Source organism: Sporosarcina sp. UB5, assembly GCF_050859005.1.
Lineage (GTDB): Bacteria > Bacillota > Bacilli > Bacillales_A > Planococcaceae > Sporosarcina.
The window spans coordinates 2,946,335-2,963,126 of record NZ_CP125984.1 but is presented as its reverse complement, the minus strand read 5'-3'; the positions used below and the strand labels follow the sequence as shown (position 1 = coordinate 2,963,126).

Sequence of the window (16,792 nt, the reverse complement as noted above, 5' to 3'; positions counted from 1 at the left end):
GATTTTTTGATTTACATTTTGAGAAAGTGGGGATGACATGCAGGTTAAAGATATTGGAGTATTGGCAGCGGTAATCATGATTGTTGCAATGCTCGTCATCCCATTACCACCTTGGCTCCTAAGCTTTTTAATCATCATTAATATTACACTCGCACTATTAGTCCTTTTAACGTCAATGAATATGCAGGAAGCATTGCAATTTTCGATTTTCCCTTCATTGCTTTTGCTATTGACGCTTTTCCGACTTGGATTAAACGTCTCAACAACGCGTGCAATTCTTTCAAAAGGGGATGCGGGTGGTGTTGTCGATACATTTGGTACATTTGTTACCGGTGGAAATATCGTTGTCGGTCTCGTCGTTTTTGTCATATTGATTATCATCCAATTCATCGTTATTACGAAAGGTTCGGAGCGTGTTTCCGAAGTGGCTGCCCGCTTCACACTTGATGCGATGCCTGGAAAGCAGATGAGTATTGATGCGGATTTAAACGCAGGGATGATTTCAGAGTCAGAAGCGAGGAGCCGCCGTGAAAAGGTGAGTAATGAAGCCGACTTCTATGGAGCGATGGACGGTGCAACGAAATTTGTTAAAGGGGATGCCATCGCAGGAATTATTATTGTCATTATTAATCTTCTCGTAGGTATGATTATCGGTGTTGCGCAAATGGACTTGCCATTTGCGGAAGCTGCGACAAAGTTTTCGAGATTGACAGTTGGGGATGGCATCGTATCCCAAATACCTGCTTTGCTCATCTCGACGGCGACAGGTATTGTTGTAACACGGGCCGCTTCCGAAGGAAATCTCGGGTCTGACATTACGAGACAGCTTTTAGGTCAGCCGAAGCTTCTGTATGTTGCAGCAGCAACGGTTTTCTTGCTAGGGCTATTTACGCCAATACATGACATTCTTACGATTCCAATTGCTGCACTATTAGTTTTAGGCGCAGTCATCATGTCGAGGCAGCCTAAGGAAGATCCGGAAGAATTACTAGAGATGGAAGAAGAAGTTGAAACAGAAGGGATGAAAAGTCCCGAAAATGTTGTCAATTTATTGAACGTCGATCCAATCGAGTTTGAATTCGGCTATGGTCTTATTCCATTAGTTGACGCACAGCAAGGCGGGGATTTACTGGACAGGGTCGTCATGATCAGAAGGCAGCTTGCACTTGAATTGGGACTTGTTATCCCTGTTGTACGAATACGAGACAATATTCAACTGCAACCGAATGAGTATCGGATTAAGATTAAAGGAAATGAGCTTGCACGAGGCGAACTTCTTCTTGACCATTATCTCGCGATGAGCCCAGGCGGAGATGATTCGATTGTCGGAATTGATACGATCGAACCATCATTTGGTCTTCCTGCAAAGTGGATTACGGAAGATATCAAAGAAGATGCCGAGATTATGGGCTATACGGTCGTCGATCCTCCTAGCGTCGTTTCGACTCATTTAACAGAAGTGATTCGGGCGAATGCATCCGATTTAATCGGACGTCAAGAAACAAAACAGCTCATCGATCATGTTCGCGAAACGTATCCGATTTTAGTTGATGAACTAACACCAACACCACTTTCCATCGGGGAGATTCAAAAGGTGTTGGCGAAATTATTAAATGAAAGTGTTTCTATCCGAAACTTACCGATAATTTTTGAAACGCTTGCCGACTATTCGAAGTATACATCCGACATCGACTTACTGACGGAATATGTACGACAATCGCTTGCGAGACAAATTACGGCCCAATACTCATCTGGAGTCGAAGCTCTAAAAGTGTTGACTGTATCAGGAAAAGTCGAGAAGTTGATTGCAGATCATATTCAGCAGACCGAACAGGGCAATTATTTATCAATTGATCCGGCCCAATCTCAAGAAATACTGGAGTCGATTGCAAGAGAGGTTGAAAGGGTGGCATTAATGGACCAATCACCTGTTATTTTGTGCTCGCCCGCAATCCGAATGTATGTAAGACAAATTACAGAGCGGTACTTCCCGCAAATTCCGGTTTTATCCTACAATGAGCTAGAAGCTTCAATTGAAGTTCAAAGTGTCGGGGTGGTGGATATTCATTGAAAATGAAAAAATATACAGCCGATACAATGGTAGAGGCGATGAAGAAAGTGAGAGCTGATTTTGGGGATGATGCTGTCATCCTCAGCTCGAACGTCGTCACAACGAAAGGATTTCTTGGATTATTTAAAAAGAAATCGGTTGAAGTTGTCGCCGGTTTCGATGAGCCCGCAGTCATACAATCTGAGCCATCATTTATACCAAAACAGCCATCTGTAGTTGTCGAGACAAAGCAAGATGCTGAACTGAGAAAAGAAATGAATGAAATGAAAAGGTTACTTCAGGAAATGAAGCAGACCACTTCATTCGCCAATTTCCCGGATGAGGTAAAACCATTGCTCACTTATTTGAGTAACCAAGAGTTATCTAAAGAGATGGTTACTCAAATTGGAAATGAAATCTTTTTACAGATGAAAGAGCAAAAGAAGGATTTCACAACAGCTGAGCAGGTGCAAATTGCGAAGGATCATTTATCAAAACAATTCTCGGAATTGCCTTTTGGAGGAATTTCATTTTCCAAAAAATATATTAATGTTCTCGGCCCGACTGGTGTCGGGAAGACAACAACAATTGCTAAAATCGCCGCAAGGGCGCTTTTAGAGCATAAAAAGAAAATTGGCTTCATTACGACGGATACATACCGGATAGCTGCAATCGAACAATTACGGACATATGCGAACCTTTTACAAGCACCAGTAGAAATTGCTTATAATAGCAAGGATTTTGAAGAAGCTATCGTCAAAATGAAGGACGTAGACTTAATTTTCATAGATACAGCTGGTCGAAATTATAAAGAAATGAAGTTTGTCGATGATTTGAAACGTCTAATCGACTTTTCGATGGATATGGAATCATTTCTTGTCTTATCTGTCACTTCAAAGGAAGAGGATATGAAGACGATTGTCGATAAGTTCACATCATTTCCGATTGAAAAGTTCATCTTTACGAAAGTGGATGAAACGGGATCGGTCGGTCCGATGTTTAACTTAATGAAACAATACGGCATAGGGACTGCCTATTACACAGATGGTCAGGAAGTACCGGAAGATATAGCCGATGCGGATTTGGACGAAATGCTTAATTTATTATTGGCAGGTGCTGACCATGCGTGACCAAGCAGAAGCGCTTCGGAAGAGGATGTTGCAGTCTCAAGGCTGTTTGGCTAAATCGATTGCGATTGTGAGTGGGAAAGGGGGAGTGGGAAAGTCGAATTTCTCAACGAATTTTGCCCACTCTTTACGTTTAAAAGGGAAGGATGTCATCATCGTCGATATGGATATCGGCATGGGCAACATCCATATTTTACTCGGTGTAGCTCCGAAATACAGTTTGAAAGATTACTTGACTGGCCAACAACCATTAGAAAACGTCATCAATACAGATGAGAATGGGTTGACTTTCATTTCTGGAGGATCTGGTTTAGATTCTGTCCTTGATTGGTCTCATGACATGTTTGATAGATTGCTAGCGGCATTTGAACAGTTGCAGAAAGAGTACGATTTCATCCTTTTCGACATGGGTGCCGGTGCTACACAGCGTTCAATCGATTTAATTATTGCAGTAGATGAGGTAATTGTCATTTCAACAACAGAGCCTACGTCTATTACAGACGCTTATTCCATGATGAAATTTATTTGTTTACAAGATCCCGATAAGAAATTCAGTATCGTCAGCAATCGGGTGACGAAGACAAATGACGGGAATGATGCAGTGGCACGATTGCAGTTTGCAATGAAAAAATTTCTTGATAAAGAAACGTCCATATTAGGCTATTTGCCTGAGGATGCATCTGTTCAAAAAGCAGTGATTGCTCAACAACCGTTTTTGCTCCTCTATCCAAACGCCCTTGTCTCAAAAAGGATGACAGCAATTGCAAATGAATTCGTGAAGGGAGATCACGCAGAGGAACAGCAAATGAATGGGTTCCTTAAAAAGTTGAAGGGGATATTTTTGAAAGGGCGTGAATGAATTGGCATTCGACACTGTAAAAAAAGTCCTCGTAGTGGATGATTCTGCATTTATGCGGAAACTGATTACAGATATGCTTTCAAAACATCCACTTCTTGAAGTAGTTGGCATAGCGCGCAATGGAAAAGATGCTGTTGAAAAAGTAATTAAACTTCGACCTGATGTTGTCACAATGGATATTGAAATGCCCCTTTTAAATGGACTTGAAGCATTGAAGCAAATTATGGAACAACAACCGACTCCGGTCGTAATGCTTTCGAGCACGACTGACATTGGGGCGGAAAATACGTTGACCGCTATGGATTATGGAGCTGTTGATTTTGTTGCTAAACCTGGAGGGTCGATTTCCCTTAATTTGCGTGAAGTGGAACAAGAAATAGTAGACAAAGTAGTTGCAGCAACAAAAGTCAAAATTTCGAATCTCGTCAAACAGCCAATTACAGGAGAAGAGGAACGGGGAAAGAAGAAATTCCCTATCAATGGAACGATGATAGGATCCTATTCTTCATTACTAAGAAAAGTAGACTCAACGCAAGTTAAAAAGATTTCCAAAGCGCAACAGACATTTGTTATAATAGGTACATCGACAGGGGGGCCTCGGGCATTGCAAGAAGTGCTCACACGGTTGCCGTCTGATATAAACGCACCGATTTTAATTGTCCAGCATATGCCGCCGAGATTTACAAAATCTTTGGCTCAACGATTAAACGGCTTATGTGATATTCGGGTGAAGGAAGCAGAGGATGGAGAACCTATATTGAAAGGTGTAGCCTATATCGCTCCTGGCGGAAAGCACTTGAAATTTGAAAAATGTACGGCAGGTTTTTGCGTCCGACTCGACGATTCGGAGCCGCCAAGAATGGGGCATCGGCCGTCTGTTGACGTTTTGTTGGAGTCGGCAGCTTCCAATCGGGAGTTACAATATATAGCAGCTATCATGACAGGGATGGGGCAAGATGGTACGAAAGGTATGCAACAGCTACAAGCTGCATGCAAAACGATTACGATTGCTGAGTCTGAAAAGACATCCGTCGTCTATGGGATGCCAAAAGCGATTGTAGAAGCTGGTCTCGCCGACAAAGTCGTTGATGTGCAGAACATTGCAGCAACAATAACGGAAATCCTACATTCTTGAGGGGGCGTCATTATGGATACAAATCAATACCTTGAAATGTTTCTAGAGGAAAGTAAAGAACATCTTCAAGCGTGCAATGAGCATTTATTGGAATTGGAAAAAAATCCAGAGGACTTGGCGATTGTCAATGAAGTGTTCCGATCGGCGCATACGTTGAAAGGGATGTCAGCAACGATGGGCTATGAAGACATCGCTGACTTGACACATAAGATGGAAAACGTGCTTGATGCGATAAGGAATTCAAAAATTGGTGTTTCTTCGGAAATTCTCGACATTGTTTTCAAAGCTGTCGATGATTTGGAAGAAATGGTAATGGATATCGAAGCAGGTGGCACAGGGAAAAAGGATGTACAGGAGCTCGTTGCTGCATTAAATCGAATTGAAGAGGGACAAACAGTCATTTCAGCATCGGCAATGGAAACTGCATCTTCCAAAATGGCTGTTGAGCCGCATCAATTACAAGTTCCGACACTTCACTACGATGACTATGAAATGACGGTAATCGGTCAATCTCAGGAACAAGGTTTTAATGCGTTTGAAATTTTAGTCACGCTTCGGGAAGATTGCCTTCTTAAAGCTGCGAGGGTGTTCATGGTTTTCGAGATACTTGAGAAATCAGGGGAAATTGTTAAGACAAAGCCGACTGTTGAACAATTGGAAAATGAAGATTTTGATGAATTGTTTACAGTTGTTCTAATCACAAAGGAGGAAGCAAGTACACTTCAAGCTAAAGTGATGAAAGTGTCTGAAGTAGAACATGTTCATATCCAACCGATTTCTGACGTATCTCCTTTAAAAGGAAAACCGGTTGCCGTAAATGAGGTTGCACCTACGTCGACAAACGCTACAGGTAGCGAAAAGGAAGAAGTAGCTCCTCAAAAAGGACGCCGTTCTGTGAATACACATAGTGTAAACAAGACGATCCGTGTCAATATTGATCGGCTAGACATCCTAATGAATCTTTTTGAAGAGTTGGTCATTGATAGAGGGCGTTTGCAATCGATAGCGAGTGAACTACATAATCCTGATTTGAATGAAACTGTTGAGCGAATGACGAGGGTTTCTGGTGATCTTCAAAACATCATCCTAAATATGCGCATGGTTCCAGTGGAGACTGTATTCAACCGGTTCCCACGAATGGTTCGCCAACTGTCCCGTGAACTTGAAAAGAAAATCAATCTTGACATCATCGGTGCTGAAACTGAATTGGATCGGACAGTTATCGATGAAATAGGGGATCCTCTCGTCCATTTAATTCGAAATGCTTTGGATCATGGTATCGAGAGTCCGGCAGAACGACTTGCGAAAGGGAAGCCGGAGGAAGGTACAATTACATTAAGGGCATATCATTCCGGAAATCATGTATTCATTGAGCTGGAAGACGATGGTGCTGGCATTAACAAGGAACGGGTCCTACAAAAAGCGCTTGAGAGAGGAATCGTCACTGAAGAGACGGCTGCTACTTTAACAGAAAAACAAATTGCAGAGCTCATTTTGGCATCTGGATTTTCAACTGCAGATAAAATTACAGACGTATCCGGTCGCGGCGTCGGTTTAGATGTTGTGAAAAGCACGATTGAATCACTTGGTGGCTATATTACAATCGATTCTAAAGAAGGAGAAGGTTCCCTTTTCCAAGTTCAGTTACCGTTAACGTTATCCATTATTTCTGTCATGCTCGTCAATTTGGATAAAGATATTTATGCAATCCCGCTTTCTTCGATTATCGAAACAGCAATTATTCAAACTGCTGATATTCTGAATGCGCATAACCAACAAGTCATCGACTTTAGAGGAAGTATTGTTCCTCTCGTCAATTTGAAGAGCATCTTCGAGATGGAGGAGGCGCAGGAGGCTGAGGAATTCCAATCCGTCGTCATTGTACGTAAAGGTGATAAAATGGCAGGTCTCGTCGTGGATTCCTTTATCGGGCAACAAGAAATTGTGTTGAAATCGCTAGGCAATTATCTTCAGAGTGTATTTGCCATTTCTGGAGCTACAATTTTAGGAAACGGCCAAGTTGCGCTTATCGTGGATTGCAATGCATTGATCAAATAGGCGGGAGGGGAAAGCAATGGCTGAAGTAAGTGAAATGAATAGAGAAATGAAAGTAATCATATTCCAATTAATGGACAAGGAGTATGCTATTGGGGTTGACGTTGTCGAATCGATTGAAAAGCTCATGTCAATCACGAGAGTTCCGAAAACACCTTCCTATATTAAAGGAGTCATAAACTTAAGAGGTGTTGTCACTCCGATTGTTGATTTGCGAGAGCGTTTCGGCATGGAAGTGAAGTCTCTCGATGATAGCAGTAGAATAATTATCGTTTCTCTGGAGGAGTTTGAGGTAGGACTCATTGTCGATGCTGCAAATGATGTAATCGATATACCTGTCGACTCTATTGAACCGCAACCCGAAGTTGTAGGATCGGTCGAATCGGAATTCATTTCGGGGGTTGCCAAAGTAGGTAAACGGCTATTGGTCATGCTGAATCTTGAAAAGGTTCTCCAACCTGTGAAAAGAGTGACGACAGATGAAATCTGATTATCAAATTACAGATATGCATCTCGACGTGCTGAAGGAAATAGGCAATATCGGTGCTGCTCATGCCGCAACTTCCTTATCACAATTACTCGACAGGAAAATTGATATGCTCGTTCCAAAAGTGTCCCTCGTCTCCTTTGACGAAATGTTTGACTTGGCAGGAGGCGCTGAACGAATTGTGGCAGGCATCTTCTTGAGAATTCAAGGCGACCTATCCGGTAGTATGTTTTTTGTGTTACCGATTGATTCGGCTAACAAGTTCATCCGTAGATTAATTGTAGATGAAACATTCGATTTCAGTGCCGTACCAATACCGGAGATGGGTATTTCGGCAATGCAGGAACTCGGTAATATTTTGTCAGGATCCTATTTAGCTGCCTTGTCGGATTTTACAGGATTAAAAGTTCATCCGACTGTACCTTCGTTGAGCGTAGATATGGTCGGAGCGATTGTCAGTTTTGGCCTCATAGAAGTGTCTCATTATAGCGATGAAGTTATCGTCATTGATACGCGCATCGAAGAGGAAGATGAAGATGGAAATTCGAGTGTAGACGGTCATTTCTTTTTGCTTCCTGATCCCGAGTCTTACATTACGATTTTCCGCTCATTAGGTGTGCTATAAGATGAACGCGTTAAAAACTGTTACTAGAGTCGGAATAGCCGACATGAATATCGTGCATGCACCAGGAACGATTCGGACTTCCGGGTTAGGGTCATGTGTTGGAGTCGTCTTGTATGACGAAGTGAAGAAGATTGCGGGACTTCTTCATGTCATGCTTCCGGATTCGAGTTTAGGAAGGTCGGACAGTTTCAATGTCGCGAAATTTGCGGATACGGGCATTTATTCACTAATGGAAATGCTAAAGGCTGAAGGAGTTCGTCCATTATCCTTGAAAGCTAAAATTGCAGGAGGTTCCCAAATGTTTCAATTCGGATCAAGTGACACAATTCGAATCGGACCACGGAACGTTGAAGCTGTAAAGAAGGAACTAGCCCGACTCTCAATACCAATAATTGCGGAAGACACGGGTGGTTCCAGCGGGCGGACAATTGAGTTCGATCCGATGACGAGTATATTGAGCATTCGGACAGTCAACTTTGGAACGAAGGAAATATGAGGCGGTAGACGTAACAGAGCGACTGGACGATTCAGTCGCTGTTTTTTATCGAAATTTGCTATAATAGTAATCAAATAATTTTAATATTTGTCGGAAACATCATGGAAGGTGAGGGATTCGATGTCCAAAGAGTGTCTGACGGAAGAAGATGCATGTTGGGAACTATGGTTAAATGATCGGGATCCCGATGCCGGCGATAAACTTGTCCGGAAGTATACTCCTCTTGTCAATTACCATGTGCAACGAATCAGCTCCGGGTTGCCAAGGAATGTTTCGAGGGATGAAATTATGAGTCTAGGTCTTCAAGGGCTATTTGATGCGTTGACGAAGTTCGATCCTGGCAGGGACTTGAAATTTGATACGTATGCTTCTTTCAGAATTCGCGGATCGATCATCGACGGTTTACGAAAGGAAGATTGGCTTCCCCGTTCGTCCCGTGAAAGAACGAAGAAGTTAGAGGAAGAGATTTCAAAACTTGAGCAGAAACTGCTGCGCCATGCAACGCCTGAGGAAATCGCGGATCATCTTGACGTAACAGTCGATGAAGTTTACCAAACAGTTCATGAACACTATTTCTCGAATGTGCTTTCCATGGATGAGCGTATGAATGATGATGAGGACGAAGAGCATAAATCGTTCATTTTAAGGGACGATCATGAGCGGACGCCCGAGCACCAAATCGTCATGGATGAGCTTGTCGGTGATTTGACAATGAAAATTAAACAATTAAATGAAAATGAGCAACTAGTTCTGAATTTGTTCTACACGGATGAAATGACATTAACGGAAATCGGAGAAATCCTGAATTTGTCTACATCTAGAATCTCACAAATCCATTCGAAAGCGCTATTTAAGCTACGGAAATTATTGTTGCCGGAAATTGTCGATGGAGGGATCTTATGAGCCTAAAAGGAATCGAACTCCAAATTGCCATCCCTAAAACGTTCGAAGCAGGAAGGATTGCAGAACAGAAACAGCAGCAATCTCAGCTCAGTCAAGATCAGGCACAGCTGCAAAATGAAAAAGAAACATTAAAAAATCGGGAAAGTGTTCGGCAATCAGAGAAATACGCCAAAACGGATAAAGATCCGAAAGGAAAAAATCAGGATAAGCATGAAAAAGAAAAAGATAGACAACTTAATGAAGAGGAAAAGAAGACAAATCACCCTTACAAAGGGTCGTTTGTCGACTTTACAGGATGATCGACATGCAAACGGTGTTTTTAGTTTTTTTATTCATTTTACAAGTAATCGGTTTTTATTTCATGGCATTGCTTTACATGAAAGTTTCCAAGTTCAACGATTTGGAAAAGAAACAGCGGAAGCTCATGGCTGAAATGGATGATGCAATTGGCGCTTACTTATCCGAATTGAAAGAGGAAAACGAAAGGCTAATTAGCATTATCGATAAACGACAGGAAAATAATGATTCCGCGGAAAAATCATCTGTTAGTCCCCGTAGCTTGGAGTCGGAACAGCCGAGAGAAAAAGAGGCTTTCTTTCTCAATACCCCGCGTTATCCCGTAAAAGCCGCGATGGACTCTTACCGGAAGGCACCTTCTTTGAAAAAAATGAGTGTGCCTGATTATGGATCGAACGAATCCGAAATGGATGATCGTACGCTTGCCATCCATTTGCATGATGAAGGTGAGCCAATCGAGAAAATCGCTAAGCGTCTCGGGAAAGGGAAAACTGAAGTGGAATTGCTCCTTAAATTTAGATGAAGTAAGTTGCAATCGGGTTATTGGTATGGTATATTATCAAATGGTGTTACTACACACGTATGTGGATGGTGGGAAAAGGTGCCGAAAGGTCATTCCATCGCATGAAACATACGGAGGAATCTAACCAAATTGGAGGAAAAACAAATGTCAGTAATCTCAATGAAACAACTGCTTGAAGCAGGTGTACATTTCGGACACCAAACTCGTCGTTGGAACCCGAAAATGAAAAAGTATATTTTCGTGGAGCGTAACGGAATATACATCATCGATCTTCAAAAGACGGTGAAAAAACTTGAAGAAGCTTATGACTTCATGCGTCAAGTAGGTGCAGATGGCGGAAAAGTTCTTTTCGTCGGCACGAAGAAACAAGCACAAGATGCTATTAAAGAAGAAGCAGAACGCGCAGGAATGTACTACATCAACCAACGTTGGCTTGGTGGTACACTTACAAACTTCGAAACGATCCAAAAACGTGTTGCACGTATGAAAAAGATCGAAACGATGGAAGAAGACGGTACATTCGATGTACTTCCTAAAAAAGAAGTTTCTGAACTAAGAAAAGAACACGAACGTCTTGTGAAATTCCTTGGCGGTATCCGTGATATGAAATCATTGCCTGACGTCATCTTCGTTGTTGACCCTCGTAAAGAGCGCATCGCTGTGGCTGAAGCAATCAAATTGAACATTCCACTCGTCGGTATTGTTGACACGAACTGTGACCCGGACGAAATCGACTATGTCATCCCTGCGAATGACGATGCAATCCGTGCGGTTCGTCTACTTACTAGCAAGATGGCAGATGCATTGATCGAATCAAGACAAGGCGCTGATGAAGAAGTATCTGAAGAAGCGACTGAAACGGCAGCTGCAGAGTAATAGTAGTAATAAAGCAGACGATAAGCGGTCAACCCCCTTATCGTCTTTTTTAGAGATTGTCGTCTCAATTCACTTAAACAGGAGGAACTAATAATGGCAATTACAGCACAAATGGTTAAAGAGTTGCGCGAAAAAACTGGCGCAGGTATGATGGACTGCAAAAAAGCACTTACTGAAGTAAATGGTGATATGGATGCGGCGGTAGACTTCCTTCGTGAAAAAGGTCTTTCTAGCGCAGCTAAAAAAGCTGACCGCATTGCAGCGGAAGGTACGACTAATATCATTGTAAACGGAAATGACGCTGTTATCTTCGAAGTAAACGCTGAAACAGACTTCGTTGCGAAAAACGAAGCGTTCCAGGCTCTTGTTAAAGAACTTGGTGAGCACCTTCTAGCTACAAAGCCTGCAACGGTTGAAGAAGCAACTGAGTCAAAAATGGAGAATGGTCTTACAGTTGCTGACCACATTTCCAATGCAGTTGCTAAAATCGGTGAGAAAATCACTCTTCGCCGTTTCGAAGTGAAAACAAAAACAGACAATGATGCATTCGGTCCTTACCTTCACATGGGTGGACGTATTTCCGTATTGACAATCCTTGAAGGTGCGACTGACGCTGAAGCTGCAAAAGACGTTGCAATGCACATCGCAGCTATGAATCCGAAATACATTTCACGTGATGAAGTGTCCGAGGAAGAAGTAGAGCGCGAGCGCAAAGTTCTTACTGAGCAAGCATTGAACGAAGGTAAGCCTGAAAATATCGTTGCGAAAATGGTTGAAGGCCGTCTTGGAAAATACTTCGAAGAGATTTGTGTGCTTGACCAAGCATTCGTTAAAAATTCAGATCAAAAAGTTCGCGATTTCGTAAAATCAACTGGTGGAACGTTGAAAGAATTTGTACGTTTTGCTGTTGGTGAAGGAATCGAAAAACGCGAAGATAACTTTGCTGATGAAGTTATGAGCCAAGTAAAAGGCAACTGATTAGATAAAAAGGTTCAATAGGGGACACAACATTGTGTTCCCTATTTTTCGAGAAATTAAAGTAGACGGAGGGTACATATGGGCGTCCCAAAATATAAAAGAATTGTCTTGAAGCTAAGCGGCGAGGCGCTTGCAGGTGAACAAGGCTTCGGTCTTTCGCCGGCAATTATTAAAACAGTCGCTGAACAAGTGAAAGAAGTTGTCGACCTTGGCGTGGAAGTCGCGGTCGTAGTTGGTGGAGGAAACATTTGGCGAGGCAAAGTCGGCAGCGAAATGGGCATGGACAGAACAACCGCTGATTATATGGGTATGCTTGCCACGGTTATGAATTCATTGGCGCTTCAGGACGCTCTTGAAAAATTAGACGTTGAAACGCGTGTATCGTCATCAATCGATATGCGGCAAGTAGCTGAGCCGTATATTCGCAGAAAAGCGATTCGTCATCTGGAGAAAAAGCGTGTCGTCATCTTTGCGGCTGGAACTGGAAATCCTTATTTCTCGACGGATACGACGGCTGCACTTAGAGCGGCTGAGATTGAAGCGGACGTCATCTTAATGGCGAAAAATAATGTTGACGGTGTCTATTCAGCCGATCCGTTAAAAGATGAAAATGCAGTGAAATATGCGGAATTGACTTACTTGGAAGTAATTAGCCAAGGACTTCAAGTCATGGATTCCACTGCTTCAACCCTATGTATGGACAACGATATCCCTCTCGTAGTATTCTCAATTATGGATAATGGAAATATTAAAAAGGCCGTGCTTGGTGAACCAATCGGTACGGTTGTGAGGAGGAATGGGTAAATGCCGAAAGCATTAATGGATCAGACAAAAGACAGAATGGAAAAAGCAATTGGGTCTTTCTCTAGACAACTTGCTTCTATCCGAGCTGGTCGTGCGAACGCTTCGTTGCTGGATCGAATTTCAGTCCTTTATTACGGAGCTCCAACACCGTTGAACCAAATGGCAGGAATCTCAGTACCTGAGGCGAGACTAATGGTCATCCAGCCATATGACAAAACAACTTTAGGTGATATTGAAAAAGCGATTTTGAAATCGGATATCGGAATCACGCCATCCAATGACGGATCGGTCATCCGTTTAGCAGTCCCTGCGTTGACGGAAGAACGCCGCAAGGAATTGGTGAAAGAAGTTAAAAAAGAGGCGGAAGAGTCTAAAATTGCAATCCGCAATATTCGCCGAGATGCAAACGACGAGTTGAAAAAGCTCGAAAAGAACGGGGACATTACAGAGGATGAATTACGCCGTGAAGGTGAAGAAATCCAAAAACTTACTGATTCCTACATCGTTAAAATTGATGAGATTGCCAAAGATAAAGAAAATGAAATTATGGAAATCTGATCGAGAACTTTCTATACAATGGGGCGTCCTACTTTCAGGACGTCTTTTTTTCTGACCGTAAATCATTCGTTTTCTCGAATGATAAATATTTCATCGTACGGTATGCATAATCTAAAAGAGGACGTACTTAGATTTTCAACTGTATTAAATGAAATTTATCGGCTAATTTGATACGATAGACTAGATACTTGCTCAAAAAGCAGGCGAGTGGAGGAAACGAAATGCTAGATAAACTGTTACGGAAAAAAACTGTAGAAAACCGACCGTCAATTTCCGACAGGCTTTCGAAAGTAAAAAGTAGAACAATACCTTCACACGTCGCTATCATCATGGATGGGAACGGCAGATGGGCAAGACGACGTAATTTACCGCGGATTGCCGGACATCATGAAGGGATGAAAACTGTCCGGAAAATTACCCGGATTGCGAATGACATTGGCATCGACGTCTTGACATTGTACGCTTTTTCAACAGAAAATTGGAAACGCCCCAAAATGGAAATCGACTTTCTCATGAAACTACCGGGAGAGTTTCTCACAACGTACTTGCCTGAATTGATCGAGCAAAACGTAAGAGTAGAAACGATAGGCGATTTCAATGCGTTGCCGCCACATACGAAAGAAGCGATTGTGAAAGCGAAAGAAGCAACTTCTAACAATGACGGACTCATTTTAAACTTTGCGATGAACTATGGCAGCCGCCTTGAGATGGTAAAGGCTGTGAAAGAAATCGCCCAATTAGCAGTCAATAATCAACTAACAATCGATGAAATCGATGAATCTGTAATTGATTCATATCTCATGACAGCCCACTTACCAGAACCGGATTTGCTTATCCGGACGAGTGGAGAGATGCGATTGTCGAACTTCATGCTTTGGCAGCTAGCTTATTCGGAATTCTCCTTTACAGAGGTTCTCTGGCCGGACTTCGATGAGTCATGCATGTTAAGTGCAATCGAAGAATTCCAAATGCGCAACCGAAGATTTGGAAGTGTGGAAGGAGATAAAGGAATTTGAAACAGAGAATTATAACAGCTATCGCAGCATTGGCCGTTTTTTTTCCGCTTGTTATTATCGGCGGGCTGCCATTTACAATTGCAATTTATTTGATTGCTTCAGTCGGTCTATTTGAATTGTTGCGCATGAAAGATATCCGGATTTTTTCTTTCGAGGGCATTCTCGTCTGGATAGCTCTTGCGATACTATTACTTCCTTCAATATGGACTGACGAGGTCGAACAGTGGGTTGGCTATACGAAAATTGAAATGTTGTTCGCACTTATTCTCATTTTATTAATCTATACAGTCATTTCGAAAAATAAATTCACGTTCGATCATGCGGCGTTCACGGCATTTAGTGCATTATACGTAGGCATCGGATTTTATTATTTAATAGAAACACGATTTTATGGGTTCGAGTATGTGTTCTATGCACTTCTCGTCATTTGGATGACGGATTCAGGAGCATACTTTGTCGGCAGAAAAATAGGTAAGCGGAAGCTTTGGCCGGATATCTCACCGAATAAGACAGTAGAAGGGTTTATCGGAGGGATCTCCTTTGCCGTCCTGTTTGCATGTGCATTCCAGCTCTTTTATCCATTAGCACCGTCCTATTTAATGTTGATTATTGTAACAATCATCGCCTCGATTGTCGGACAGTTAGGAGATTTAGTCGAGTCGGCGTTGAAAAGGCATTTCGGGGTGAAGGATTCCGGGAATTTGCTACCGGGACATGGAGGAATTCTTGATCGTTTCGATAGTCTTCTTTTCGTGTTGCCGCTCATTCATTTTTTGCATCTAGTCGGTTGATGGAAAGGGAGATAATTAGTATATGATGAAAAAAATAAGTCTGCTCGGTGCCACGGGGTCAATTGGTACACAGACTCTCGATATTATTCAATCAAACAAAGAGCAATTTACGCTCGTATCTTTTTCAGCAGGGATGAATATAACAAAAGTAAGGGAAATTACAGCGCAATTTAGTCCGTCAATTGTATCTGTTATTCAGAAGGAAGATGCAGAAGCTCTACAAGCAGAATTTCCAAAAACGCGTTTCGTGTATGGAAAGGAAGGTCTTATAACGGTTGCTGCACATGCGGGAGCGGACATGCTCGTCAATGCAGTCATCGGGAGCATCGGATTGGAGCCGACTATGGCAGCTATCCGAGAAGGCATTACAATTGCCATTGCAAACAAAGAGACGCTCGTAGCTGCAGGGGATATTGTCATGGAGGAAGCGAGAAAGAGAAATGTTGCCCTTCTCCCTGTTGACAGTGAGCATTCAGCACTCTTCCAATCATTGAATGGAGAAAATGCTAAACGGGTTTCTCGGCTTATTTTGACGGCTTCTGGCGGGAGTTTTAGGGATTTGACCCGAGACCAATTGCAAGGAGTAACTGTACAACAGGCGTTGGCACATCCGAACTGGTCAATGGGTAATAAATTGACAATCGATTCAGCGACGATGATGAACAAAGGGCTTGAAGTAATTGAGGCCCATCATCTATTTCAAATGCCATATGATAGTATCGATTGTTTACTGCACAAGGAAAGCATTATCCATTCAATGGTTGAATTCGAAGACACAAGTGTCATGGCTCAACTTGGCTCTCCAGACATGCGGGTGCCAATCCAATATGCGATGACATATCCAGATCGGATTCCAATGCAAAATGCAAAGCCTTTGCGACTAGAGGATATTGGAACACTTCATTTTGAAAAAATGGATTTTGAAAGATTTAAAGCACTTGCCCTTGCATACGAGGCAGGCAAGCAAGGTGGCACGATGCCGACAGTGATGAATGCGGCGAATGAAGTCGCAGTTCAATTGTTCATGAAAGGCAGAATCCCATTCCTGCAAATCGAAGAGATTGTAGAACGGATGATGGACAATCATCAATCGATTACGTCACCAGACCTTGAGGCGATTTTGGAAATCGATTCAACTACCCGTAAAATGGTGTATGATATGGTGAAATGAGTAATGAATAAATCGGCCAATTGGCCAGTTAAGGTGGTTTT

General features: G+C 42.4%; 18 protein-coding genes. All 18 read left to right on the top strand.

What is annotated here, in order from left to right; genetic code table 11:
* Window positions 1–37: 37 nt before the first annotated feature.
* Complete coding sequence (gene flhA, locus QM454_RS14915) at window positions 38–2,071, top strand: flagellar biosynthesis protein FlhA (RefSeq protein WP_432359312.1); 2,034 nt, start codon at window positions 38–40, stop codon at window positions 2,069–2,071.
* Window positions 2,068–3,180: a flagellar biosynthesis protein FlhF gene (flhF, locus tag QM454_RS14910; protein ID WP_432359310.1), complete on the top strand. Its 1,113-nt coding sequence runs from the start codon at window positions 2,068–2,070 to the stop codon at window positions 3,178–3,180. Before flhA ends, flhF begins: the two co-directional genes overlap by 4 nt.
* Window positions 3,173–4,036: a MinD/ParA family protein gene (locus tag QM454_RS14905; protein ID WP_432359308.1), complete on the top strand. Its 864-nt coding sequence runs from the start codon at window positions 3,173–3,175 to the stop codon at window positions 4,034–4,036. The genes flhF and QM454_RS14905 overlap by 8 nt, the downstream gene beginning before the upstream one ends.
* Before the next feature lies 1 nt (window position 4,037).
* On the top strand, window positions 4,038–5,171 hold the full coding sequence (locus QM454_RS14900) for a protein-glutamate methylesterase/protein-glutamine glutaminase (protein ID WP_432359306.1): 1,134 nt from the start codon (window positions 4,038–4,040) through the stop codon (window positions 5,169–5,171).
* 12 nt (window positions 5,172–5,183) lie between these two features.
* Window positions 5,184–7,229, top strand: coding sequence for a chemotaxis protein CheW (locus QM454_RS14895; protein ID WP_432359304.1), 2,046 nt, complete (start codon window positions 5,184–5,186; stop codon window positions 7,227–7,229).
* A 16-nt stretch (window positions 7,230–7,245) separates the two neighbouring features.
* On the top strand, window positions 7,246–7,716 hold the full coding sequence (locus QM454_RS14890; protein WP_432359303.1) for a chemotaxis protein CheW: 471 nt from the start codon (window positions 7,246–7,248) through the stop codon (window positions 7,714–7,716).
* Window positions 7,706–8,338, top strand: a complete 633-nt coding sequence (locus tag QM454_RS14885; protein WP_432359302.1) for a chemotaxis protein CheC — start codon at window positions 7,706–7,708, stop codon at window positions 8,336–8,338. Before QM454_RS14890 ends, QM454_RS14885 begins: the two co-directional genes overlap by 11 nt.
* A gap of 1 nt (window position 8,339) precedes the next feature.
* Entirely contained in the window at window positions 8,340–8,834 is a 495-nt protein-coding gene (locus QM454_RS14880; protein WP_432359301.1) for a chemotaxis protein CheD, read from the top strand.
* Between the two features lie 120 nt (window positions 8,835–8,954).
* On the top strand, window positions 8,955–9,737 hold the full coding sequence (locus tag QM454_RS14875; RefSeq protein WP_432359299.1) for a FliA/WhiG family RNA polymerase sigma factor: 783 nt from the start codon (window positions 8,955–8,957) through the stop codon (window positions 9,735–9,737).
* The gene (locus QM454_RS14870) at window positions 9,734–10,036 is read left to right on the top strand and encodes an RNA polymerase subunit sigma (protein WP_432359297.1); all 303 of its coding nucleotides are present in this window, start codon (window positions 9,734–9,736) and stop codon (window positions 10,034–10,036) included. Before QM454_RS14875 ends, QM454_RS14870 begins: the two co-directional genes overlap by 4 nt.
* A 5-nt stretch (window positions 10,037–10,041) precedes the next feature.
* Entirely contained in the window at window positions 10,042–10,557 is a 516-nt protein-coding gene (locus tag QM454_RS14865; RefSeq protein WP_432359295.1) for a hypothetical protein, read from the top strand.
* Window positions 10,558–10,701: 144 nt separating this feature from the next.
* Complete coding sequence (gene rpsB / locus QM454_RS14860) at window positions 10,702–11,433, top strand: 30S ribosomal protein S2 (RefSeq protein ID WP_432359293.1); 732 nt, start codon at window positions 10,702–10,704, stop codon at window positions 11,431–11,433.
* A 93-nt stretch (window positions 11,434–11,526) separates the two neighbouring features.
* Entirely contained in the window at window positions 11,527–12,411 is an 885-nt protein-coding gene (gene tsf, locus QM454_RS14855; protein ID WP_432359291.1) for a translation elongation factor Ts, read from the top strand.
* A 78-nt stretch (window positions 12,412–12,489) separates the two neighbouring features.
* Window positions 12,490–13,215 carry a UMP kinase gene (gene pyrH, locus QM454_RS14850; RefSeq protein WP_432359289.1) on the top strand — a complete coding sequence of 242 codons (726 nt, stop codon included), beginning with the start codon at window positions 12,490–12,492 and terminating at the stop codon, window positions 13,213–13,215.
* Complete coding sequence (gene frr / locus QM454_RS14845; RefSeq protein WP_432359288.1) at window positions 13,216–13,773, top strand: ribosome recycling factor; 558 nt, start codon at window positions 13,216–13,218, stop codon at window positions 13,771–13,773. It begins immediately after the preceding gene.
* A 221-nt stretch (window positions 13,774–13,994) separates the two neighbouring features.
* The gene (locus tag QM454_RS14840) at window positions 13,995–14,789 is read left to right on the top strand and encodes an isoprenyl transferase (RefSeq protein WP_432359286.1); all 795 of its coding nucleotides are present in this window, start codon (window positions 13,995–13,997) and stop codon (window positions 14,787–14,789) included.
* A complete protein-coding gene (locus QM454_RS14835) occupies window positions 14,786–15,580 on the top strand; it encodes a phosphatidate cytidylyltransferase (protein WP_432359284.1) in 795 nt (264 codons plus the stop codon). The genes QM454_RS14840 and QM454_RS14835 overlap by 4 nt, the downstream gene beginning before the upstream one ends.
* A 25-nt stretch (window positions 15,581–15,605) precedes the next feature.
* Window positions 15,606–16,751, top strand: coding sequence for a 1-deoxy-D-xylulose-5-phosphate reductoisomerase (locus QM454_RS14830; protein WP_432364037.1), 1,146 nt, complete (start codon window positions 15,606–15,608; stop codon window positions 16,749–16,751).
* Window positions 16,752–16,792: the final 41 nt, after the last annotated feature.